The 21559-nt window shown below is 73.0% G+C and carries 20 protein-coding genes; 9 read left to right on the top strand and 11 right to left on the bottom strand.

The window, feature by feature from the left end:
• The first annotated feature begins 59 nt into the window (after positions 1-59).
• The 3 genes from ADK65_RS03890 (at position 60) to fxsA (ending at position 3661) form a co-directional block, all read left to right on the top strand.
• On the top strand, positions 60-1661 hold the full coding sequence (locus ADK65_RS03890; RefSeq protein ID WP_053668362.1) for an amidohydrolase: 1602 nt from the start codon (positions 60-62) through the stop codon (positions 1659-1661).
• 532 nt (positions 1662-2193) lie between these two features.
• A complete protein-coding gene (locus ADK65_RS03895; protein ID WP_053668363.1) occupies positions 2194-2997 on the top strand; it encodes a polyprenol monophosphomannose synthase in 804 nt (267 codons plus the stop codon).
• 88 nt (positions 2998-3085) lie between these two features.
• Complete coding sequence (gene fxsA / locus ADK65_RS03900) at positions 3086-3661, top strand: FxsA family membrane protein (RefSeq protein WP_053668364.1); 576 nt, start codon at positions 3086-3088, stop codon at positions 3659-3661.
• A 150-nt stretch (positions 3662-3811) separates the two neighbouring features.
• On the opposite strand, the gene ADK65_RS03905 is transcribed toward fxsA, so the two are convergent.
• The 4 genes from ADK65_RS03905 to ADK65_RS03920 form a co-directional block, all read right to left on the bottom strand.
• On the bottom strand, positions 3812-4186 hold the full coding sequence (locus ADK65_RS03905; protein WP_030247095.1) for an RNA polymerase-binding protein RbpA: 375 nt from the start codon (positions 4184-4186) through the stop codon (positions 3812-3814).
• A 266-nt stretch (positions 4187-4452) separates the two neighbouring features.
• Positions 4453-5799: an MFS transporter gene (locus tag ADK65_RS03910; protein ID WP_053668365.1), complete on the bottom strand. Its 1347-nt coding sequence runs from the start codon at positions 5797-5799 to the stop codon at positions 4453-4455.
• A gap of 48 nt (positions 5800-5847) precedes the next feature.
• Positions 5848-6615, bottom strand: coding sequence for a glycerophosphodiester phosphodiesterase (locus ADK65_RS03915; protein ID WP_053668366.1), 768 nt, complete (start codon positions 6613-6615; stop codon positions 5848-5850).
• Positions 6612-7265 carry a YczE/YyaS/YitT family protein gene (locus tag ADK65_RS03920; RefSeq protein WP_053668367.1) on the bottom strand — a complete coding sequence of 218 codons (654 nt, stop codon included), beginning with the start codon at positions 7263-7265 and terminating at the stop codon, positions 6612-6614. Before ADK65_RS03920 ends, ADK65_RS03915 begins: the two co-directional genes overlap by 4 nt.
• Before the next feature lie 99 nt (positions 7266-7364).
• On the opposite strand from ADK65_RS03920, the gene ADK65_RS03925 reads away from it, so the two are divergent.
• Positions 7365-8864, top strand: coding sequence for a PLP-dependent aminotransferase family protein (locus ADK65_RS03925; protein ID WP_053668368.1), 1500 nt, complete (start codon positions 7365-7367; stop codon positions 8862-8864).
• 76 nt (positions 8865-8940) lie between these two features.
• Here the strand turns inward: ADK65_RS03925 and ADK65_RS03930 are convergent, their stop codons facing one another.
• Together ADK65_RS03930 and ADK65_RS03935 are read right to left on the bottom strand one after the other, a co-directional pair.
• Complete coding sequence (locus ADK65_RS03930) at positions 8941-10680, bottom strand: hypothetical protein (protein ID WP_078955799.1); 1740 nt, start codon at positions 10678-10680, stop codon at positions 8941-8943.
• Positions 10681-10732: 52 nt separating this feature from the next.
• Positions 10733-10927, bottom strand: coding sequence for a hypothetical protein (locus ADK65_RS03935; protein WP_030843336.1), 195 nt, complete (start codon positions 10925-10927; stop codon positions 10733-10735).
• A gap of 297 nt (positions 10928-11224) precedes the next feature.
• Between ADK65_RS03935 and ADK65_RS03940 the strand changes: the two genes are divergently transcribed.
• Positions 11225-11617, top strand: a complete 393-nt coding sequence (locus ADK65_RS03940) for an ankyrin repeat domain-containing protein (RefSeq protein WP_053668369.1) — start codon at positions 11225-11227, stop codon at positions 11615-11617.
• Positions 11618-11917: 300 nt separating this feature from the next.
• Positions 11918-13336, top strand: coding sequence for a hypothetical protein (locus ADK65_RS03945; protein ID WP_053668370.1), 1419 nt, complete (start codon positions 11918-11920; stop codon positions 13334-13336).
• 346 nt (positions 13337-13682) lie between these two features.
• On the opposite strand, the gene ADK65_RS03950 is transcribed toward ADK65_RS03945, so the two are convergent.
• Genes ADK65_RS03950 through ADK65_RS03970 form a run of 5 tightly spaced genes read right to left on the bottom strand, consistent with a single transcriptional unit; the run spans position 13683 to position 18073 of the window.
• Positions 13683-14552: a biotin-dependent carboxyltransferase family protein gene (locus ADK65_RS03950; RefSeq protein ID WP_053668371.1), complete on the bottom strand. Its 870-nt coding sequence runs from the start codon at positions 14550-14552 to the stop codon at positions 13683-13685.
• Positions 14549-15175, bottom strand: a complete 627-nt coding sequence (gene pxpB / locus ADK65_RS03955; RefSeq protein ID WP_053668372.1) for a 5-oxoprolinase subunit PxpB — start codon at positions 15173-15175, stop codon at positions 14549-14551. Before pxpB ends, ADK65_RS03950 begins: the two co-directional genes overlap by 4 nt.
• Positions 15172-15930 (bottom strand): LamB/YcsF family protein, encoded by a 759-nt coding sequence (locus ADK65_RS03960; protein WP_053668373.1) that lies wholly within the window; start codon positions 15928-15930, stop codon positions 15172-15174. The genes pxpB and ADK65_RS03960 overlap by 4 nt, the downstream gene beginning before the upstream one ends.
• 17 nt (positions 15931-15947) lie before the next feature.
• A complete protein-coding gene (locus ADK65_RS03965; protein WP_053668374.1) occupies positions 15948-16775 on the bottom strand; it encodes a putative hydro-lyase in 828 nt (275 codons plus the stop codon).
• Positions 16772-18073, bottom strand: coding sequence for an MFS transporter (locus tag ADK65_RS03970; protein ID WP_053668375.1), 1302 nt, complete (start codon positions 18071-18073; stop codon positions 16772-16774). The genes ADK65_RS03965 and ADK65_RS03970 overlap by 4 nt, the downstream gene beginning before the upstream one ends.
• A gap of 185 nt (positions 18074-18258) precedes the next feature.
• Between ADK65_RS03970 and ADK65_RS03975 the strand changes: the two genes are divergently transcribed.
• From ADK65_RS03975 to ADK65_RS03985, 3 genes are all read left to right on the top strand, one after another.
• Positions 18259-18954, top strand: coding sequence for a GntR family transcriptional regulator (locus ADK65_RS03975; protein ID WP_053668376.1), 696 nt, complete (start codon positions 18259-18261; stop codon positions 18952-18954).
• 69 nt (positions 18955-19023) lie between these two features.
• Positions 19024-20550 (top strand): hypothetical protein, encoded by a 1527-nt coding sequence (locus tag ADK65_RS03980; RefSeq protein WP_053668377.1) that lies wholly within the window; start codon positions 19024-19026, stop codon positions 20548-20550.
• Between the two features lie 109 nt (positions 20551-20659).
• On the top strand, positions 20660-21541 hold the full coding sequence (locus ADK65_RS03985) for a hypothetical protein (protein WP_053668378.1): 882 nt from the start codon (positions 20660-20662) through the stop codon (positions 21539-21541).
• The last annotated feature ends 18 nt before the right edge of the window (positions 21542-21559 follow it).

Consider the following 21559-nt stretch of genomic DNA (forward strand, 5'->3'; position numbering starts at 1 on the left):
GCGCGCTTCCCCGCGACCCTGACGCGGGTGTCGGCCCCGCCCCTGTGAGACTGTGCTCCATGAGTGAGTCCACCGCCCCGCCCAAGACCGTCCTGCTCCGTCGCGGAGAGGTCCACAGCCCTGCCGACCCCTTCGCCACCGCGATGGTCGTGGAACGCGGGCAGGTCGCCTGGGTCGGGTCCGAGGGGGCCGCCGACGCCTTCGCCGAAGGGGTCGACGAGGTGCTCGACCTCGACGGGGCACTGGTCACCCCCGCCTTCACCGATGCGCATGTGCACACCACCGCGACGGGCCTCGCTCTGACCGGGCTCGATCTGTCCGGCGCCCCCTCCCTCGAAGCGGCCCTCGCCCTCGTACGCGACTTCGCCGCCGCGCGTCCCGGCGACCGCGTCCTGCTCGGACACGGGTGGGACGCCGCCCGCTGGCCCGGAGGCCGGCCCCCTACGCGTGCCGAACTCGACGAGGCCGCCGGGCACCGGCCCCTCTACCTCAGCCGGATCGACGTCCACTCGGCGGTCGTCACCACGGCCCTGCTCGACCTGGTCCCCGATGCCCCCCGGGTCGACGGCCCGCTCACCGCCGACGCCCACCATGCCGTTCGCGCCGCCGCGTTCGCCGCCGTCACGCCGCAGCAGCGCGGCGACGCCCAGCGCGCCGCGCTCGCGCACGCCGTCTCGCTCGGGATCGGCACGCTCCACGAATGCGCCGGGCCGGAGATCTCCTCAGAGGACGACTTCACCGGCCTGCTGCGCCTCGCGGGTGAGCAGCCCGGGCCGCGGGTCGTCGGCTACTGGGCCGAGCAGGACGTCGCCAAGGCACGGGCGCTGGGCGCGGCCGGCGCCGCGGGAGACCTGTTCGTCGACGGCGCACTCGGCTCGCACACGGCCTGTCTGCACCAGCCGTACGCCGACGCCGCGCACCACGGCATCGCCTACCTGGACGCCGACGCGGTCGCGGCGCACGTCGTGGCCTGTACCGAGGCGGGCCTGCAGGCCGGTTTCCACGCCATCGGCGACGCGGCCGTGGACGCCGTGGTGGAAGGGGTGCGCGCCGCCGCCGAGAAGCTCGGGCTCGGCCGGGTCCGAGCCGCCCGGCACCGCGTCGAGCACGCCGAGATGCTCACCCCGGAGAGTGTCGCCGCCTTCGCCGAACTCGGCCTCACGGCATCGGTGCAGCCCGCCTTCGACGCCCTGTGGGGTGGTGAGGAGGGCATGTACGCGCAGCGCCTGGGCGCCGAGAGGGCCCGTGGTCTGAACCCCTTCGCGGCCCTGCTGCGCGCCGGTGTCCCGCTCGCCTTCGGCTCCGACAGCCCGGTGACCCCGCTCGACCCATGGGGCACGGTCCGGGCCGCCGCCTTCCACCGCACACCGGAGCACCGGGTCTCCGTGCGCGCCGCGTTCACGGCGCACACGCGTGGCGGCTGGCGGGCTGTGGGACGGGACGACGCGGGCGTTCTGGTCCCGGGCGCTCCCGCCGACTACGCCGTCTGGCGCACCGGCGAACTCGTCGTCCAGGCGCCGGACGACCGCGTCGCCCGCTGGTCGACGGACCCCCGCTCCGGCACCCCGGGTCTCCCCGACCTCACTCCGGGCCACGACCTGCCCGTCTGTCTGCGCACCGTGGTGGGCGGGCGCACGGTCTTCGTACGGCCGGGCGAGTGATCTACGGGGGTGGCGCGCATCGAGTCATGCGCCGCACCCCCGGGGCGCGACCTGCGTATCCTCGGCGCTGACCAGGGCTTTGCCGCGATGTGTGCAGGTCAGGCGGCTGTTGACAGGCGGCCGCACGGGGCCGGTAGGTTCGGCCGAGTCCACCACCGGACGCCCGACCGGGGAACGTCCGAGCACTCGCCGCGGCGCCGCCGGGTCAGGGACGGTGTGCCGCACCGGGCACCGCCACTGGGAGCCAGGCTCAGGCCGGCGCAGCGCCGAGGGAACGTTCCGGCCGGTCGGGGAGGTGCGACCCGGGTGGGGCCCGCGCGCTCAGTAGACAACGGCTTTCGGTCGATCCGCAGCCAGCGGATCCCAGGTCGGCCCGAAGGGCGCCGGGCCCCCATCCGCCGCACGCGCGCACCGCGGGCGCGCTCTTACCCCCGTCTTCCGGATTCGCCACCACTATTCGAACGTCCTGTCACGTCACCGCAGGCCGCGCCCACTATGGTGGACCCCTGCGTATGAACATGAAGGGGCAGCAGTGAACGACGGCGACGGAACCCTCGCGGCAGAAGCCGGGGTGAGGAAGTTCGGCCCGCTCGGCACGGCCTTGGTGATCATCCCGACCTACAACGAGGCGGAGAACATCAAGAGCATCGTCGGCCGGGTACGCGAGGCCGTCCCCGAGGCGCACGTACTCGTGGCCGACGACAACAGCCCCGACGGCACGGGCAAGCTGGCCGACGAGCTGGCCGTCGAGGACGACCAGGTCCATGTGCTGCACCGCAAGGGCAAGGAAGGCCTGGGCGCCGCCTACCTCGCGGGCTTCCGCTGGGGCTTGGAACGCGACTACGGCGTGCTGATCGAGATGGACGCCGACGGCTCCCACCAGCCCGAGGAGCTGCCTCGTCTGCTCACCGCCCTCAAGAGCGCCGACCTGGTGCTGGGCTCGCGCTGGGTGCCGGGCGGCCGCGTGGTGAACTGGCCGAAGTCCCGCGAGGTGATCTCCCGGGGCGGCAGCCTCTACTCCCGGCTGGCGCTCGATCTGCCGCTGCGCGACATCACCGGCGGCTACCGGGCGTTCCGCCGCGAGACCCTGGAAGGCCTCGGCCTCGACGAGGTCGCCTCCCAGGGGTACTGCTTCCAGGTCGACCTCGCCCGCCGCGCCGTCAAGGCCGGCTACCACGTGATCGAGGTGCCCATCACGTTCGTCGAGCGCGAACTCGGCGACTCCAAGATGAGCCGCGACATCCTCGTCGAGGCGCTGTGGCGCGTCACGGCGTGGGGCGTGGGGGAGCGGGTCGGCAAGATCACCGGGCGCGGCGGCACGTCCTCGAAGACCTGAGAGCGTGCCGCTCGCCGGGCGGTCGCTCACAGAAACAGCTGATGGCGGCCTTATCCCGCGCTGAGCCGGGGCCAGGCACACTGGAGGCATGACGACTGGCGCTCAGACCCCGCTGTCCCCTGCCCGGCCCAAGCGCTCCCGGCTGCGTACGTTCCTGCCGCTGGGCGTCGCCGCGTGGCTCGTGCTGGAGATCTGGCTGCTCACCCTGGTCGCGGGCGCGAGCAGTGGGCTGGTGGTCTTCCTCGTTCTGCTCGCGGGGCTCGTCCTGGGCTCGGTCGTCATCAAGCGGGCCGGACGGCGGGCCTTCCGCAAGCTCTCCGAGGCGGTGCAACAGCAGCAGAGCGGTGCGGTGCCCGAAGCGGGCCGTTCCAGCAGCGAGGGCAACGGCCTGATGATGCTGGGCGGCCTGCTCCTCATGATCCCCGGCCTGGTGTCGGACGCGGCGGGCCTGCTCCTGCTGCTGCCGCCGGTGCAGAAGATCGTGAGCCGCTCTGCGGAGCGCACCTTCGAGCGCAAACTCCGGGAAGCCGGCGCGGGCGGTCTGGGCGGTGCCTTCCAGCAGGCCCGTATGCACCGCCCCGACGGCAAGGTCGTCCAGGGCGAGGTCATCAAGGAGGAGCCGGGGGACGCCCCGCAGCCGCCGCGCCCGCCGCTGACGCACTGAGCGCTTCCGGCCGGGAAGCGCGGAGCCGAGTGGGCGTTCCCCGGCCCGCGCGCCCGGGTGCCGGACACGCACGAGACCGCGGGCACCGTACCTCACGTACGGCGCCCGCGGTCTCGTGCTGCGCTGTTGTTCGGGCCAGGCCCTGGGGGACTAGGCCGACTTGCGGCTGTCACGGGGATGAACAGCGATGTTCATCGCTCCCGAACGCAGAACCGCCAGGCGCTCCTCGAGGACCTCTTCGAGTTCCTCACGGGTGCGCCGCTCCATCAGCATGTCCCAGTGCGTACGCGCGGGCTTGCCCTTCTTCTCTTCAGGGACATCGCCGTCCACGAGGAGTGCCTGGGCCCCACAGACCTTGCACTCCCACTCCGGCGGGATCTCCGCCTCGACCGAGAAGGGCATCTCGAACCGGTGCCCCTTCTCGCATGCGTACTCCACGGCCTGGCGCGGGGCCAGGTCGATGCCGCGGTCCGTCTCGTAGCTGGTCACCACGAGGCGCGTGCCGCGAAGAGCTCGCTCACTCATGAATCGTGCCTCCCGGGCTTGTCGCCCACAGGACAGGTGTCGCTGTCGTCGTCATCCGGTCAACGTCCGGTCGGCAATAAAGATTCCCGTTCCGGGTCCCGTTCCGGGTCATGCGTCGCCGTCGTAGCCGCCCTTGTTGTACCCACCAGCGCCCGGTTTGTCACATCTGATAACAGATATAACCCAGCGTTTCGGCATCTTTGACGCGCAGTAACGGTACGCCTGGCAGGCCAAACGCGTACACTACAGCCCTTTCGCTCCGAGTGCTAAATCCGGTCAGGAACCGGATTCCCCGCTTCGCCGATCGCACGCCGTACCGGGACCCGGGAGAGCAGGGCGAACCCGAGGACGAAGAAGGCCACCAGCGAGATGATCGCGTCCCGGTAGCTCCCCGTCAGTTGGTAGGTCACTCCGAACAGCAGCGGCCCGAGCCAGCTCATGCCGCGGTCGCTCATCTCGTACGCCGAGAAGTATTCGGCCTCTTTGCCCGGCGGGATCAGATGGGAGAACAGGGACCGGGACAGCGCCTGGCTGCCGCCGAGGACCAGGCCGATCCCGCCGGCCAGGACGAAGAACCACACCGGCGCCCCGGCCGGCAGGAAGTACCCGGCCGCCAGTGTCACCGTCCAGGCGACCAGCGAGCCCTGGATCGTGCGCTTGGCCCCGTACACCCGGGCCAGCCGGCCCATGGCCAGCGCGCCCGCCACCGCCAGCACCTGCACCAGCAGGACGGCGCCGATGAGCGTGGACTGCCCGAGGCCCAGTTCCTCGGAACCGTAGACCGAGGCCTGGGAGATCACCGTCTGGATGCCGTCGTTGTAGACGAGGTACGCGAGCAGGAAGGCGAGCGTCAGCGGATGGCGGCGCATGTCGCGGACGGTCGCCGCCAGCTGCCGGAAGCCGGGGAGGGACGCCTCCCGCCCGCCGGTCGCGCGATCGCGCAACCGGCGCAGCGGGACGATGGCGAACGCACCCCACCACAGGCCGGCCGACGCCAGGCAGATGCGGACCGCCGTGCTCTCGGTGAGGCCGAAGTCGTCGTGCCCGGAGTAGAGGACCAGGTTCGCGACGAGGACCAGCGAGCCCGCCGCGTAGCCGAAGGCCCAGCCGCGGGAGGACACCGCGTCCCGCTGCTCGGGCGAGGCGATCTGCGGCAGGTAGGAGTTGTAGAGCATCATCGCCACGGACTGCGCGGCGTTGGCGACCACCAGCAGGGCACCGCCCAGCAGATAGCGGTCGCCGTCCAGGAGGAACATGGCCGCCGTGGCCGTGGCGCCGGTGTAGGCGGCGGCCGCGAGGAGGGGCTTCTTGCGTCCGCTGCGGTCGGCCGCGGCGCCGACCAGCGGCATCACCAGGACGGCCACGATCACCGACAGGGACACCGAGTACGCGAAGAAGGACCCGGCCCGCACCGGGATGCCCAGGGGGTGGACGTAACCGCCGGCGTCCGCCGCCGACTCGGCGACCGAGGTCAGGTAAGGACCGAGGAACACGGTGAGCACGCTCGTCGAGTAGACGGAGCAGGCCCAGTCGTAGAAGTACCAGCCGCGCTGTTCGCGTCTCAGCTCCGCGGCCCCGTCGGCCGGTGGTGTCCGCACGGTGTCGTCGCCCACCCGTGCCCTCGCTTCCCCGTGAACGCGCGGAGGAAGGGGCCCGGGGTCTCACACCCAGATGCCACGGTCCTCCATGACCTTGCGCAGTGTGTCGATGTGATCGGTCATGATGCCATCCACGCCCAGGTCGAGGAGCCGGTGCATCGTGCCTGCGTCGTTGACGGTCCACACGTGCACCTGCAGCCCGCGTGCGTGGGCGGTCTGCAGGAAGCGCCGGTCCACGACCTGGATGCCGGACTGGATCTCGGGGACCTGCGCCGCCACCGCCGAGCGGCGCACCGCGGCCGGCAGCCCCCAGGAGCGCAGCCGCAGGTTGAGCACGCCCCGGGTGCCGTACGACGTGGCCAGGCGCGGACCGGCCAGCCGCTGGGCGCGCACCACCCGCGCGTCGGAGAAAGAGCCGAGACACACCCGGTCCCAGGAGTCCGTCCGCCCGAGCAGACCGAGGAAGGGCAGCAGGGCGCCCTCCGCCTTGACGTCCACGTTCCAGCGCACGTCGGGGAAGGTCTCCAGGAGCTCCTCGAAGAGGGGGAGCGGCTCCCGGCCCGCCACCCGGGCCTGCCGCACCTCGAGCCACGGCAGGTCGGCGATCCGGCCGCGGCCGTCCGTCACCCGGTCGAGCGTCGCGTCGTGGAAGGCGACGAGCTTGCCGTCCGAGGTGGTGTGGACGTCGGTCTCGATGTACCGGTAACCCGCTTCGACGGCGCGCCGGAACTGCCGCACGGTGTTCTCCAGCCCGTCCGCGGCGCCGCCCCGGTGGGCGAAGGCGATCGGACCGGGATGGTCGAGGTAGGGATGGCGTATCCGCGGGGTCACGAACGCAGTATCGCCCCTCGGGGTCGACCGGTGGCAACGGCCGTGCTGCCGCCGGATGCCGTGGGGACGGCGAACACCCGCAGGAACATCTGGGCGAGCGGGCCGATCGCCAGGGCGTACAGGAGGGTGCCGATGCCGACGGTGCCGCCCAGGGCGAAGCCGGTCGCCACGACCGTGAGCTCGATACCGGTGCGGACCAGGCGGATCGAGACGCCCGTGAGCTGGTGCAGCCCCGTCATGAGCCCGTCGCGCGGGCCCGGTCCGAAGCGGGCCGCGATGTACAGGCCGGTCGCGGCGCCGTTCAGGACGATTCCCCCCGTCATCAGCGCGATGCGCGTCGCCGGCCCGTGCGCGTCGGGCATCAGCGCCAGTGTCGCGTCCATCGCCATGCCGATGACCAGCACGTTGGAGATCGTGCCCAGGCCCGGCCGTTGCCGCAGCGGAATCCACGCGAGCAGCACCGCCGCGCCGACCAGGGTCAGCACGACACCGATCGACAGGCCGGTGCGCTCGGAGAGACCCTGGTGCAGCACGTTCCACGGCTCAAGGCCGAGCCCCGACCGGACGAGCAGCGCCGAACTCGCGCCGTAGAGCGCGAGACCCGCGTAGAGCTGGACGAGCCGACGGGCGAGGCGCCCCTGCGTGGCCATGTTGTGCCCCCAGTGGTGGTAGTGGACTGCTGCATGACACCCTGTGGCTTGGATGGAGAGGCCATCCATGGCCAATCTGGGGAAGGTGGACTGATTTCGATGGCGGAATGGACCTCGGCCGTGGGTGCGGCACAGCTCGCGCGGCTCCTCAGCTCGCAGCAGGAACGTCCGGCGGGACCGGGAACGCGTCGGCCGCCGGCCTACCGCGCGCTCGCCGACGGCATTCGTCTGCTGGTACTCGAGGGCCGCGTCCCGGTGGCGGCCCGGCTGCCCGCCGAACGCGAACTCGCGCTCTCCTTGTCCGTCAGCCGCACGACGGTCGCCGCCGCGTACGAGGCGCTGCGCGGCGAGGGGTTCCTGGAGTCCCGGCGCGGTGCGGGGAGCTGGACCGCCGTCCCGGCCGGGAACCCGCTGCCCGCGCGCGGTCTCGAGCCCCTGCCACCGGAGGCCCTCGGCTCCCTGATCGACCTCGGCTGCGCCGCGCTCCCCGCTCCCGAGCCCTGGCTCACCCGGGCCGTTCAGGGCGCCCTGGAGGAATTGCCGCCCTACGCGCACACGCACGGCGACTATCCCGCCGGTCTGCCCGCGCTGCGGGCGATGATCGCCGAGCGCTACACCGCCCGCGGGATCCCGACCATGCCCGAGCAGATCATGGTGACGACCGGCGCGATGGGCGCGATCGACGCCATCTGTCATCTGTTCGCCGGGCGGGGCGAGCGCATCGCCGTCGAGTCGCCCTCGTACGCCAACATCCTCCAGCTGATGCGGGAGGCCGGGGCCCGGCTGGTGCCCGTCGCCATGGCCGAGGGGCTCACCGGGTGGGACATGGACCGCTGGCGGCAGGTGCTGCGGGACGCCGCTCCCCGCATCGCCTACGTCGTCGCCGACTTCCACAACCCGACCGGGGCGCTCGCGGACGACGACCAGCGACGGCGGCTGGTGGACGCGGCACGGTCCGCCGGGACCGTGCTGATCGCCGACGAGACCATGAGCGAGCTGTGGCTCGATCCCGAGGTGCGGATGCCGCGGCCGGTGTGCGCGTTCGACCCGGCCGGGTCCACGGTGATCACGGTCGGGTCGGCGAGCAAGGCTTTCTGGGCCGGGATGCGGATCGGATGGGTGCGGGCCGCCCCGGACGTGATCCGCAGTCTGGTCGCCGCCCGTGCGTACGCCGATCTCGGGACGCCGGTGCTGGAGCAGCTGGCGGTGAACTGGCTCTTTGGCACCGGGGGTTGGGAGCAGGCCGTGGAGGTGCGGCGGGAGCAGGCCCGGGCGAACCGCGACGAGCTGGTGGCCGCGGTGCGGCGGGAGCTGCCCGCGTGGGAGTTCGAGGTGCCCCGGGGCGGGCTGACGCTCTGGGTGCGGACCGGTGGCCTGTCCGGGTCGCGGCTGGCCGAGGCGGGGGAGCGCGTGGGGGTGCGCGTGCCGTCCGGGCCGCGCTTCGGGGTGGACGGCGCCTTCGAGGGGTATGTGCGGCTGCCGTTCACCGTGGGCGGGGCGGTGGCCGAGGAGGCGGCCGTGCGGCTGGCCGCGGCGGCGGCACTGGTGGAGAGCGGTGCGGTGGGGAGCGCGGAGCCGCCGCGTACGTTCGTGGCGTAGGGCGGGCCGGGCGGACGCCGCGGGCCGGGCGGCGCTGCCGGCGGACTGCGCGCCCTCGGCGGCATGCGGTCCGCGCCTACGTCTCCTTGGCCAGAACCGGTACCTGGTCGGGCAGCGGCTCCTGGGCGAGGGAAGGTACCGGGTCCGGGAGAGGCCCCTCGGCGCGGGGCTCCTTCGTCAGGACCGGCACCACCTCCCGGGACTGGGCTTCCTCCGCAGGCTCCGGCACCGGTTCTTCCTCCGTCGATACCGCCGCCGCCCCGTCTTCCGGCGAGTCCTCTTCCGGGATGGTCTCGCCGTCCGCCGGGGCCGTACGCGGCGGCAGGAGGTCCAGGACCGCCTCGCAAAGGGCGTCGGGAGTGGCGTCGTCGTAGGGGTTCGGCGTGGCCGGGACCTGGAGGCGGTGGACCGGGCCCGTGCCCAGGCGGGCGTATCCGCGGCCCGGTGGGAGCTCGTCGATCAACGTGGTGTGCGGGCGCGCGCCCAGGACGGACTCGATCTGGTCCGCCGAGGCCGGGCCCAGGACCACACGGGCGCGGGTGTGCCGGCGCACCGGATCGCTCAGGGCGTCCATGCTGTCCAGCTGGTCGGCCACGACCACCGTCACGTTCGCCGGGCGGCCGTGCCGGAGGGGGACCTGGAGGAGGGACTGCGGGTCCTTGCGGCCGTCGGCGGCGGCCAGGTGGGTGAACGCCGTCGGGCGGTCCAGGAGGATCCACAGCGGGCGCTTGGTGTCCTCGGGCGGCGGTTCGCCCGCCTGGTGCGCGAGGTTGGCGGCGATGAGGCGGCGCTCGGTCTCGGCCGCTGCCCACTCCAGACTGGCCGTGACCCCGGCCGGCCCCGCCTCGACGGCCAGGACGCCGTCCCGGCCGGTCAGGCAGGCGTACTCGCCGGTGCCCCCGCCGTCGACGATCACCACGTCGCCGTGGAGCAGGGCCTGCAGAGCGATGGAACGCAACAGTGTGGAGGTGCCGCTGCCCGGCTGGCCGAGCGCGAGCAGGTGCGGCTCCGTGGAGCGCAGGCCGGTGCGCCAGACGACCGGCGGCACGTCCCGCTGCCGCTCCCCACTGGTGACGGGAAGAGTGCGCTGGACCCGGGTGGGGTCGGTGAAACCCAGGACGGTCTCGCCGGGGGTGGTGACGAAACGCTGGGCGGCGATGTCCACGGGCAGCGGCAGGAGCACACCGACCGTCAACTGGTTGCCCTCCTCGTCCCACGTGAAGTGGTATTCACGGCCCCGGCCGGACTTGGCCGCGAGGAGGTGCTCGATCCGGGCGCGGGCCTCGGGCTCGCCGTCGGTGAAGTACGCCGGGTAGCGCACCACCAGCTGCGAGATCCGGCCGCCGCCGTCGAAGGCGTAGGTGGGGAAGGCCTTGTCCCACGCGCCGCCGTGGGAGTACAGCGGCTCGGGGTCCTCGGCGGCGGAGAAGTACGGCACGAGTGCCTCGTACAGCGACTTCAGCCGCTGGGTCTGCGACTCGTCGGGCCCGTCCGACGCCGCCGTCGAGCGTTCCCTGCCCTGCCAGGCCGCCGCCGCCATCAGCGTGATGGCGGCGAGCAGCGGTCCGTACGGCACGAGCGCCACGACCAGGACGACGGAGGCCACCAGGAACAGCAGCGCCCCCCGTCGCTCCTTGGGGGTCTCGGTCCATCTGCGCCGCCCGGCCGCTGCCAGCCGGCGCAGACCCCGTGTGATCGTGATCAGCGGGTGGAGGACGTCGGTGGCACTGTCGGCGGCCGTCCGGGCCAGCTCCCGGCTACGGGCGAGCTGCGCGCTGCCGTTGCTCAGAATGCGGGGGAGGGGGCGCCGGGCCACTGCTGCCTCCAGAGAGTGCGGACGGGCGGGAAGCGTGCGGGGATCGGGGGCGTCAGAACTTGATGCCGCCGAGGAGGCTCGCCAGGCTTTCGCCGCCCGCCTTGATGCTCGGGGCGATGGCGGTGCTCGCCAGGTAGAAGCCGAACAGCATGGCGACCACGGCATGCGACGCCTTCAGCCCGTCCTTGCGGAAGAAGATGAAGACGACGATGCCGAGCAGGACCACGCCTGAGATGGAGAGGATCATTTGAGATCTCCTGGTTCGCGGGGACAGTCACCATGAGTACTTCCAGGCTCACAGCTTGTATCCATACGATAAAAGGTGCAACTGGGTGAAATTCGTACGATTTACCCGGCGCGGTGGGGTGGTCTCGTGTCGGGCAGGCTCGCGGTGTCGCGCATGTCCCGTTCTGCGCTGATCTTTACCGCGGGCGCATCGGGTCATGTGCGGCGCCAGCCAGTACTCTGGCGATTCACTCGTACGGCTGCGCCCTCGCAGGCGTACGGACCGGAGGCGATGCGTAGTGGAGAGGCGGTCCGTCCGATGACCGAAGTTCCCGACCCCGAGGTCGTGGAGCTGGCGACCAAGATCTTCGATCTGGCCCGGCGGGGACAGACCGAGCCGCTCGTGGCCTATGTGGACGCGGGTGTTCCGGCCAACCTCACCAATGACCGCGGCGACTCGCTCGTGATGCTCGCCGCCTATCACGGCCACTCCGAGGCCGTGCGCGCCCTGCTCGACCGCGGCGCCGAGGCCGACCGCGTCAACGACCGAGGCCAGACCCCGCTCGCGGGGGCGGTCTTCAAGGGTGAGACGGACGTGATCAAGGCCCTCCTGGAGGGTGGAGCCGACCCGTCCGCCGGCATGCCGTCGGCGGTCGACACCGCCAGGATGTTCGGCCGGACGGAACTGCTCGAACTGTTCGGCGAGCGCTGAGCCGACCGGTCTGACCTGGAACGACAACGAAAACGGGGGAGGCGGTACAGGGCCGCCGAAATTTCGGTCGCGGCAGACGGAAGTGCCGAGTCATCATGACGACGTGGTTCACGGACGTGATGGTTGGGCAGGTTTTGCCGCACCGCGCGGGCCGTGACGCGGTCCGCAAGGGCCACCGACGAGAGGCAGAGGAAGATGGTCTACAGCAAGCAGGAAACGGCGGGCGCTCCGACGTGTTGTCACGCGGCCAGGTAGTACACGTCCCCGGTTGCGTCGACGCTTGATGTGAGGCTGTTTCCCATGTTCGATCCGGTCATAGCGCCCAGCGGTACGCTGCTCGGCCTGCTTCAGCGGGGCCGCGGCGACGGCACGCTGCACGCGCTCACCGCCCCGCGCCCCGAGGCGCTGGCGGCGTTGAACCACTGTGTGCTGCGCGATCCCCGCCACGACTGGCAGGTGGAGAACCGCTCCCTCTACTACGCTCGCCTCTACCTCGACCTGAACGGCGAGCTGGACGACATCGAGGCCCATCTCTTCGGTGCCGAGGACGTCCTCGACACCGAAGAGGCACGCACCGGGCTCGCCCTGGCCGTCCTCGGGCACCTCGCCTCCTACGGCAGGCGGGACGCGCTCGAACTGCTGCGCAGGTACGCCGCCCACGGCTCCAACTGGGCCTGGGCCCTCGACGAGCTGGCCCTCAGGGACGATGACGCGGGCCTTCGGGCCCTCGCCGCTCCCGTCCTCGCCCGGTTCCCGGCCGATCCGGAGGGCGATGCCGAGCTGGCCGCCACCGTGCGGGACGCCTTCGAGCCCCGGCCCTGGCGGCTGTGGGCCGAGGATCCGCGCGAATCCGTCGCCGCCCGTGTGCGCGCCGCTCACGAGGCGGGCTGCTTCGACCGCTGGCAGCGGCAGATGCGGCCATCGGGTCCCCGCCCGGGCTGGAGCGTGCAGGCCGTTTTCGAATGGGCCCAGCAGGGCATCGAGCGGGGAGCCGCCCTCCATGTGCCGGCCGCCCGCTGTCTCAGTGCCGTGGCCGGGCCCGAGGACCGGGCCGAGATCGTCCGGGCGGCCGGGGACGGCACCGACGGAGCCCGGTGCACGGCCCTGAGGTACCTCGCCGACCTCAACGATCCCGACGCCCTCGATCTGATCGAGGGCGCCGTGGCCACCGGCTCGACGCTCGTCGTGGACGCGGCCGTCGACGCCTTCGAACGAATGCGCTCGCCGGCCGCTGTGGACCGGGCCCGCCGCTGGGCCCGGCGCCCTGACGTGCTGGGCGCCGCCGCCGGACGGGTCCTCGCCTGCCGGGGCGGGGTCCAGGACCGGGATCTTGTCCTCGCGGCGCTGCGCGAGGCCGTCCGGGGCGAAGGCCCCGACGCGCCGACCCTGTGGACCCTCGTGGACGGCGCCGGACGGCTCGGCATCGCCTGCGCCGCCCCCGTACTGCGCCACGTCTACCGCGAGACGGCCTCCTCCCATCTGCGCGGCCGGGCCGCACGGGCCCTCGCCGCCACCGACCCCTCCTTCGCCACCGGCTTCGCCGTCGAGTGCCTGTGGGACTGCGAGGAGACCACCCGGGAGATCGCCGCCCGGCACGCCGAGACCGGGGACACCCGCGTCGTCGAGCGACTGCGCCGGCTCGCCGCAGACCCGGCCGAGGAGGCCGAGGTGCAGACGGCCGTACGCAGCAGGATCGGTCCCGAGGAAACCGCGGTGTAAGCGCGCGACGCCCCCTGTCGACGGGATGCCGGGGCGGATCCACGCGTCCGGGGTGAACGGTGGACGAACCGCGGGTGAGGAGGACAGGGACGCCGCCTGACCCGCGGGTGGGCCTCACAGCGCTCAGGGGACGTTCCCCGCCCGGGGAGATCCACGTTCTGCGAAAGCGGGCGGCAACTCGCCCCGCGGTGGGCCGACCGCGGCACGTCGGCGTGGCCGGCCACCGCGCACCTGCCCGGGCCCTGACGGTCCGGCGGGTCGGCGGCGCGTACGGGCGGTCAGCTGTGACCGGCCGGACGGTTTCGGCGGCGGTGTGCGGCCGGTCAGCCGCGAACGGACCCGGGGTTCAGCGGCGGCGCACGGGCACGAAGCGGACCGGTGTGCCGGGAACCGCCTGGGCTGCGGCCGGGAGGTCTGCCGTGCGGACCACGGCGATCACCGGGTAGCCCCCGGTGGTCGGGTGGTCGGCCAGGAACACCACCGGTCTGCCGTCGGGCGGCACCTGCACGGCGCCGAGCACCATGCCCTCGCTGGGCAGTTCGCCCGGCCGGGCCCGCTCCAGGGCGGGTCCCTCCGTGCGCAGCCCGATGCGGTTGCTCGCGGAGGACACCCTGAACGCGCCGGAGGTGAAGGTGCGGACCGCCTGCGGCGTGAACCAGCCGTCGCGCGGGCCGAGCGTCACCCGCAGCACCAGCTCGGCCGGGGGCGCCGGCTGGGGGCCGACGTCCACGCGGGCGGGCACGCCCACCGGCCGGCCCAGCGGCAGTACCGTTCCGTCGGCGAGCGGAGGCGGGCCGAGCCCCGACAGCAGGTCCGTCGACCGGCTGCCCAGCACCGGTTCGACCGCGATGCCCCCGGCGAACCCCACGTACGTGCGTACGCCCGACACCGCGGGCCCGACGTCCAGCAGCGCACCCGCGGGCACCCGCAGCGGCGCACCCCAGGCCGCGGGCCGCCCCTCCACCGTGACCCGGCAGGGCGCGCCCGCGACCGCCACGGTGACGGACGAGCGGGGGCGTACGGCACAGCCGTTGAGGGTCGTCTCCAGCACCGCCCTCCCCGGCGGATTGCCGACGAGCCGGTTGACGAGGTCCGCGGCCGGCCGGTCCAGCGCCCCCGAGTGGGGAACGCCGAGATGGGCATGGCCGGGGCGGCCCGCGTCCTGCACCGTGGTGAGGGCCCCGGCACGGACGACGGCGAGCGCTCGGTCCGTCATGACCCCGCCCCGGGGGCGGAGGGCACGAACCGCACGCGCGTGCCCGGCGACAGCAGCGCGGCCGGTACGCGCGCGTGGTCCCACAGGACGATGTCCGTCGTGCCGATCAGCTGCCAGCCGCCCGGCGACGAGCGCGGGTACACGCCCGTGTACGGGCCGGCCAGCCCGACCGATCCGGCCGGGACAGCCGTGCGCGGAGTGTCCCGGCGTGGGACGTCGTAGCGGGAGGGCAGCCCGGTCAGGTAGCCGAAGCCGGGTGCGAAGCCACAGAAGGCGACCCGGAACTCCGTCTCCGCGTGGATGCGGGCGACCTCGCTCTCCGGAACGCCCCAGTGCGCGGCGACGTCGCCCAGGTCCGGACCGTCGTAGCGCACCGGGATCTCGACGACCGCACGCGCGCGTGGGGGAGCGGACGGCAGCTTCGCGGCGGTCAGCTCGGCGGCCAGCCGGGCAGGGGCGTCGAGGCCGTCGAGGAGGACCGTGCGGGCCGCGGGCACGATCTCGCGGGCCGCGAGCGAGCCCTCCGCGCGGCGCCGCAGCAGTTCCGCGTGCAGAGCCTGGGCCTCGTCGTCGGAGGAGACCTCGACGAGCAGGGCGTCCTCGCCGACGGACAGCACGTTCATGCGAAGGCCTCCACCCGGACTCCCGAGACCTCCAGCCGCTCACGCACCCGGCGGGCCAGCTCCACCGCGCCCGGAGTGTCGCCGTGCAGGCACAGCGAACGCGCGCGCACCGCGATGCGCGTCCCCGTGTGGGAGACGACCTCGCCGGAACGGGCCAGGCCGAGGGAGCGTTCCACGACGGCGTCGGGGTCGGTGACCACGGAGCCTTCCAGGGCGCGCGGCACCAGGGTGCCCGCGTCGGTGTAGGCCCGGTCCGCGAACGCCTCGGTGACGACCGGCAGTCCGGCCTTCCCGGCGAGCGTCAGCAGGCACGAGCCGGGCAGCCCGAGCACGGGCAGCGCGGCGTCCGCGAGGAGTACGCCGTCGACGACCGCGGAGGCCTGCTCCTCGTCGTGCACGACCCGGTTGTAGAGCGCGCCGTGTGGTTTGACGTAGGACACGCGGGTGCCCGCCGCCCGCGCGAAGACCTCCAGCGCGCCGATCTGGTAGGCGACGTCCGCCGCCAGCTCGGCGGCCGGTACGTCCATGGCGCGCCGCCCGAACCCGGCCAGGTCCCGGTAGGACACCTGGGCGCCGATCCGGACCCCGCGCGCGGCCGCCAGCTCGCACACCCGGCGCATGGTGACGGCGTCCCCCGCGTGGAAGCCGCACGCCACGTTGGCGCTGGTGACGACGGACAGCAGCCCCTCGTCGTCGGTGAGCCGCCAGCGGCCGAAGCCCTCTCCGAGGTCGGCGTTCAGATCGATGCAGGCCATGGTTCCAGTGTCTCCTGTCATGCCACGCGGTACTGCTCGTCGCGGGCATCGGTGATCAGCATCTGTCCCGGGGCGTGCGTGAGGGCGAACGGCGGCCGCGAGGCCGTCACGGCCGCCTGCGGTGTCACTCCGCACGCCCAGAAGACCGGGATGTCGTCCGGCTCGGTGTCCACCGGGTCCCCGAAGTCGGGACGGCCGAGGCCGGTGATGCCGAGCCCGGAGGGATCACCGCAGTGCACGGGGCTGCCGTGCACCGCGGGCATGAGGCTGCTCTCCCGGATCGCCGCCGCCAGGTGCCGGGGCGGCACCGGCCTCATGGACACCACCAGCGGCCCGTGCAGCCGCCCCGCCGGACGGCACTGCCGGCTTGTCACGTACATCGGGACGTTGCGGCCCTGCTCGACGTGGCGGATCGGCACGCCGGCCTCTCCCAGCGCCCATTCGAAAGTGAAGCTGCACCCGATGAGGAACGACACCAGGTCGTCCCGCCAGTACGCGCGCACGTCCGTCGGCTCGTCCACCAGCTCGCCGTCCCGCCACACCCGGTAGCGCGGCAGGTCGGTGCGCAGGTCCGCGCCGTCGGCCAGCACGGTGCTCCACGAGCCGGCGTCCGTGACGTCGAGGACCGGGCAGGGCTTGGGGTTGCGCTGGCAGAACAGCAGCATGTCGTAGGCCCAGTCGGCGGGCACCGAGATCAGGTTGACCTGGGTGTGGCCGGCCGCGACCCCCGCCGTGGGGCCCGTGAGGCCCTCCCGGAAACGGGCCCGGGCCGTCGCGGGGCTCCACGCGCGCGCGTGCTCGTCCACGAGGAGCAGCGGGCGGTCCTCCGTGCCGGTGCGGTTCACGCGAGCTCCTTCCCGCGCGTCTCGGGCAGCCCGAGCAGCGCCAGCGCCGCGATGCCGTAGCCGATCGCGCCGAAGACCAGCGCGCCGCCGACGCCCCAGCTGTCGGCCAGGAACCCGACCGTCGTCGGGAACACGGCACCCACCGCGCGGCCGGTGTTGTACGTGAAGCCCTGCCCCGTCCCGCGCACCGCCGTCGGGTACAGCTCGCTCAGGTAGGAGCCGAAGCCGCTGAAGATCGCCGACATGCAGAACCCCAGCGGGAATCCGAGCACCAGGAGCAGGGTGTTGGCGCCGCTCGGGATGTTCGCGTACGCCAGGATGCAAAGCGCCGAGAGCAGGGCGAAGAGCCAGATGTTGCGCCGCCGGCCCAGCTTGTCGGTGAGGTAGCCACCGGTCAGATAGCCGATGAAGGCGCCCGAGATGAGGAACGTCAGATAGCCGCCGGTGCCGACGACCGACAGGTCGCGCTCGGACTTCAGATACGTCGGCACCCAGGTGGCCAGCGTGTAGTAGCCGCCCTGGACCCCGGTCGAGAGCAGCCCCGCGAAGAGGGTGATCCGCAGCAGGCCGGGCTTGAAGATCGCCGTGAAGGAGCCCTTCTCCGCGCTCTGCTCACGCGCCGCGGCGGCCTCGGGGGCGTCGTGCACGCTGCGCCGCAGCCAGATGACGAGCAGCGCGGGCAGCGCCCCGGTCCAGAACATGATGCGCCAGGCCAGGTCGTCGCCGGCCACCGAGAAGACCAGGGTGTAGACGATCACGGCGAGGCCCCAGCCCACGGCCCAGGAGCTCTGGATCGCGCCGAGCGTGCGCCCCCGGTTCCTGGCGCTCGCGTACTCGGCGACCAGGATCGCGCCGACGGCCCACTCGCCGCCGAATCCGAGGCCCTGGAGTGCGCGGAAGACCAGCAGTGTCTCGTAGTTGGGCGCGAAACCGCAGGCGACGGTGAACACCGCGTACGTGATCACCGTGACCATCAGTGCCTTCACCCGGCCGACCCGGTCCGCGAGCACCCCCGCGAGGGCGCCGCCGACCGCGGAGACCACCAGGGTGACCGTGGTGAAGAGACCCGTCTGGCCGCTGTTCAGGCCGAAGTAGGCGGACAGCGCGACCATGCTGAGCGGCAGCGTGAAGTAGTCGTAGGAGTCCAGCGCATAGCCGCCGAAGGCGCCGGCGAACGCGCGGCGGCCCCGCGGGCCCAGGGCGCGCAGCCAGCCGAACGCCCCGGCGTCCGGGGTGCTTTCGGTGGTGGCGGGTGGTGTGCCGTCGGTCAGGGCCTGCGGTGGAGGGGTCGAGCTCATGGGCACCTCGCAGAGGGAGGACGGAGGGTGCTTCGGGGTGAGCCGTGCCGTACGGAGGCGGTCGGCGCCGCGATGGGGAAAGCGGGCCCATCGCCGCGACGCTGTGCACAGCACCGTAGAGGATTGTTCAACGATCCCTCAATACCCATGTTGGTTGTTCTTCTGATCTGCGGTTGAATTCCGGCATGGCAGAGCAGCTGAAGGACCTCGCCGACGACCGGGCTCTCCTCGGGCGCACCAGCACCGCCGAGCGGGTCTCGGACATCCTCAGGAGCCGGATCGCCGAGGGGTACTTCCCGCCCGGCACCCGCCTTTCCGAAGACAGCATCGGTGGCGCGCTCGGCGTCTCCCGCAACACCCTGCGCGAGGCGTTCCGGCTGCTCACGCACGAGCGTCTGCTCGTCCACGAGCTGAACCGGGGAGTCTTCGTCCGGGTCCTGACCGTCGAGGACGTCGAGGACATCTACCGCACCCGGCGGCTCGTGGAGTGCGCCGTCGTCAGGGGCCTGGGCGAGCCGCCCTACGGCCTGGACGGGCTGGCCGGGGCGGTCGCGGAGGGACGGGCGGCGGCCCGGGAAGGTGACTGGAAGGGAGTGGGTACGGCCAACATCCACTTCCACCGGGAACTGGTCGCCCTCGCCGCGAGCGAGCGCACCGCCGAGCTGATGCGGAGCGTCTTCGCCGAACTGCGGCTCGCCTTCCACGTCGTGGACGAGCCGCAGCGGCTGCACGAGCCCTACATCGCACGAAATGTCGCGATTCTTGAGGCCCTTCAGCGGGGGGACCGCAACAAGGCCGAGAGTCTGCTCGCGGGGTACCTCGACGACTCGCTGGAGCGTGTGGTGGAGGTGTACCGGCGACGGGTCGGCGAAGACGGGTGAGGGCCGCGGTCCCAGGGGCGCACCGCGTCGTTTGGGAGGTTGTCAGACCCAGGACCTAGTCTGTGCACCGTGACTTCGCCTGCATCGACGGACCGCGTTCCGCCCCAGCTCAGCGCGGGGCCGCGCCCCGCCCCGGGGCCGGCCGCCGACGAGGGCCTGGCGCGGCGCCTGCGCGCGCTCGCCTGCACCGCGCCGCTGCACGACCTGGACGCGCGCAAGGCCAACCTGGCCGGCGAGTACTCGGTGTACGGCATGGCGGAGGTCGCCCTCGCGGCCATCGACCTGGTCACCCTCAACATGGACTTCGACACGGGCGCGGACCACGACCAGATCGTCGCCCGCCTCATCCCGCGCATCGCCGCCCAGGCCGCGCAGCGCCCCGCCGCCGAGCACGAGCGGGTGGCCCGCTGGGTCCTGGAGAACCTGATCAACGTCGGCAGCGTCGACCGGGGATTCCGCGCCGTGTACGGCACGTTCGGCGCGGATGGCACCTATGTGCGCCGCGACTACGACTTCAAGCTGATCGAGGAGGTCCCCGGCCCCGGTGGCACGGTCTACCTCCGCACGACGGACGAGGCGGTCAACGTCCTCGTCGGCGCCCTCGACACGGACGTCACCAGCGCGCAGATCGCCGCCGAGGTCAAGCTGGAGATCCTGATCAGCCGCGGCCGGCTCGCCGACGCCCAGCTCGCCGCCGAACAGGCCCGCTACCGGACCGTGCAGTACTCCGAGACCCTGCGCCGCGCCCTGGAGGCGACCCGGCGCAACGTGCGCGCCGTGGACTGGCTCTCCGCCGTGCCCGACATGATCGCCGAGGCCCTGGAGCACGTCGCCGACCGCTACCGCCACGAGAACGCGATCCTCACCAACATCCGCAAGGCCCGGGACGAGTCCGAGGACCCCGAGCACAAGCGCCGCACCGCCGAGCTCGTCGACATCGTCAAGGACTGCATCCGCCGGCACACCCAGCTGCAGTCCCGGCTGCTGGAGGCCGGACCGCTGTTCCGCGCCGAACAGGACCGGCAGGCCTTCGCCACACCTCTGACGACCTCGGGCATAGACCTCTACGGGCACCTCGTCTCGCCCGTGCTGCCCCTGCCGCTGGAGCAGGCCGTCCGCGTCACCGACGCCTTCTTCGGCCGCGGCACCGGGCTGCGCACGCCCGTGTCCGTCCGGGTCGGGGACCTGGTCGACCTGCTGCTGACGCCGCCGGTGGAGCGCGAGCACCTGGGCGCCGAGATGCCCGAGCCCGACCTGATCGCCACGCCCGACGACAGCCGGTTCAGCGAGGAACAGCTGGCGGCGGCGCAGGAGCTTCTCGACCTGCCCGCCGACGCGCCGCGCCGGCTGTCGGGGCTGTTGGCCGAGGCCCGGCGGCAGGACCCCGAGCTGCCGTACCTGGTGGCCCTGCTGGCGGTGCACGCCGCCAGTCCGCCGGTCGGCACGGCCTACCGCCAGGGCGAGCAGAAGCTGCTGTTCGCCGTGGACGACGGGGCCGAGCTCGACGACCCGGAGTTCGGCGGGGCCGACCTCATCGTCGGGACGGCACTGCTGGACGCGGCGGGGATGGCGGCGGACAGGACGGAGGCCGCGTGATGCTTCCCCCGGTGGCCGGCCGCGGCGCCGACATGGCCGGCCACGCAGTTCCCCGCGCCCCTGAGGGCGTTACCCGCAATCCCGTCTACAAGGTCAAGGAGTTCACGTCGTGAGCGAGCACGTCGAGTGGGGCGACGCGGAGAGCCCGGCCCCGGCGGCCACCGCCGCCGTCACTCCCGCCGACGCCGCCGACGCGGCCCGGCTCGTGTCGTTCGGGCTGCAGCCCAAACTGCAGCCCGCCCGCGACCAGGAGTACGCGGATCTGCTGCGGCGCTACCGCGAGGACCCGCCCTTCGCGCGGCTCGCGGACGCCGTGGCGACCGGCCTGGGGCTGATCGTGCTGGAGGTCTCCCCGCGCGCCGGCATGGCCGTCACCGCCGCCGAGGACTCGGTGTTCGCCGTCCGCATGGGCGACTACGCGCGTCGTACGTCCGCCGACGGCGGTGACCGGTTCCTGCACGGGCTCGCCCATCTCGCCGTCGCCGCCATGGCGTACCCGCGCCCCGAGGACCTCGCCGACGACGGCTACATCGGCCGGATCACGGTCAACGGCGTCGACGCCTTCGTCCGCCAGGCCTGCCGCCGGCTGGAGGAGCGCGCCGAGGAGCAGGGCGAGAACACCGACCCGGCGACCGACGCGCCCGGCCTGGAGGCCGCCTGGCGGATCTGGGTCCGGCGCAGTGCGACCGGCGCCACCAAGGATGCCCGCCGTCTGGCCGGTTCGACCACCGGCATCGTCGCCAAGGCCGCCGCGTACCTCACCGAATCCGGCTTCCTGCAGCGCACCGGCGACGACCACGGCGGCACGTACCGCACGACCGCCCGCTACCAGCTCCAGGTCCGCGACATGGCCGGCAGCGCCGCCCTGGCCGAACTGCTGGACCTGGGCGTCGTCCCGGTCACCGACGGCACGCCGACGCTCCTGCCCGCCGAGGAGAGCGACGACCTGGAGCTGGTCGCCGACGCCGGGCTGCCGTTCCACTCCTCCTGAACTCCCCACCTCACGAAG

Source organism: Streptomyces sp. NRRL B-1140, assembly GCF_001280065.1.
Lineage (GTDB): Bacteria > Actinomycetota > Actinomycetes > Streptomycetales > Streptomycetaceae > Streptomyces.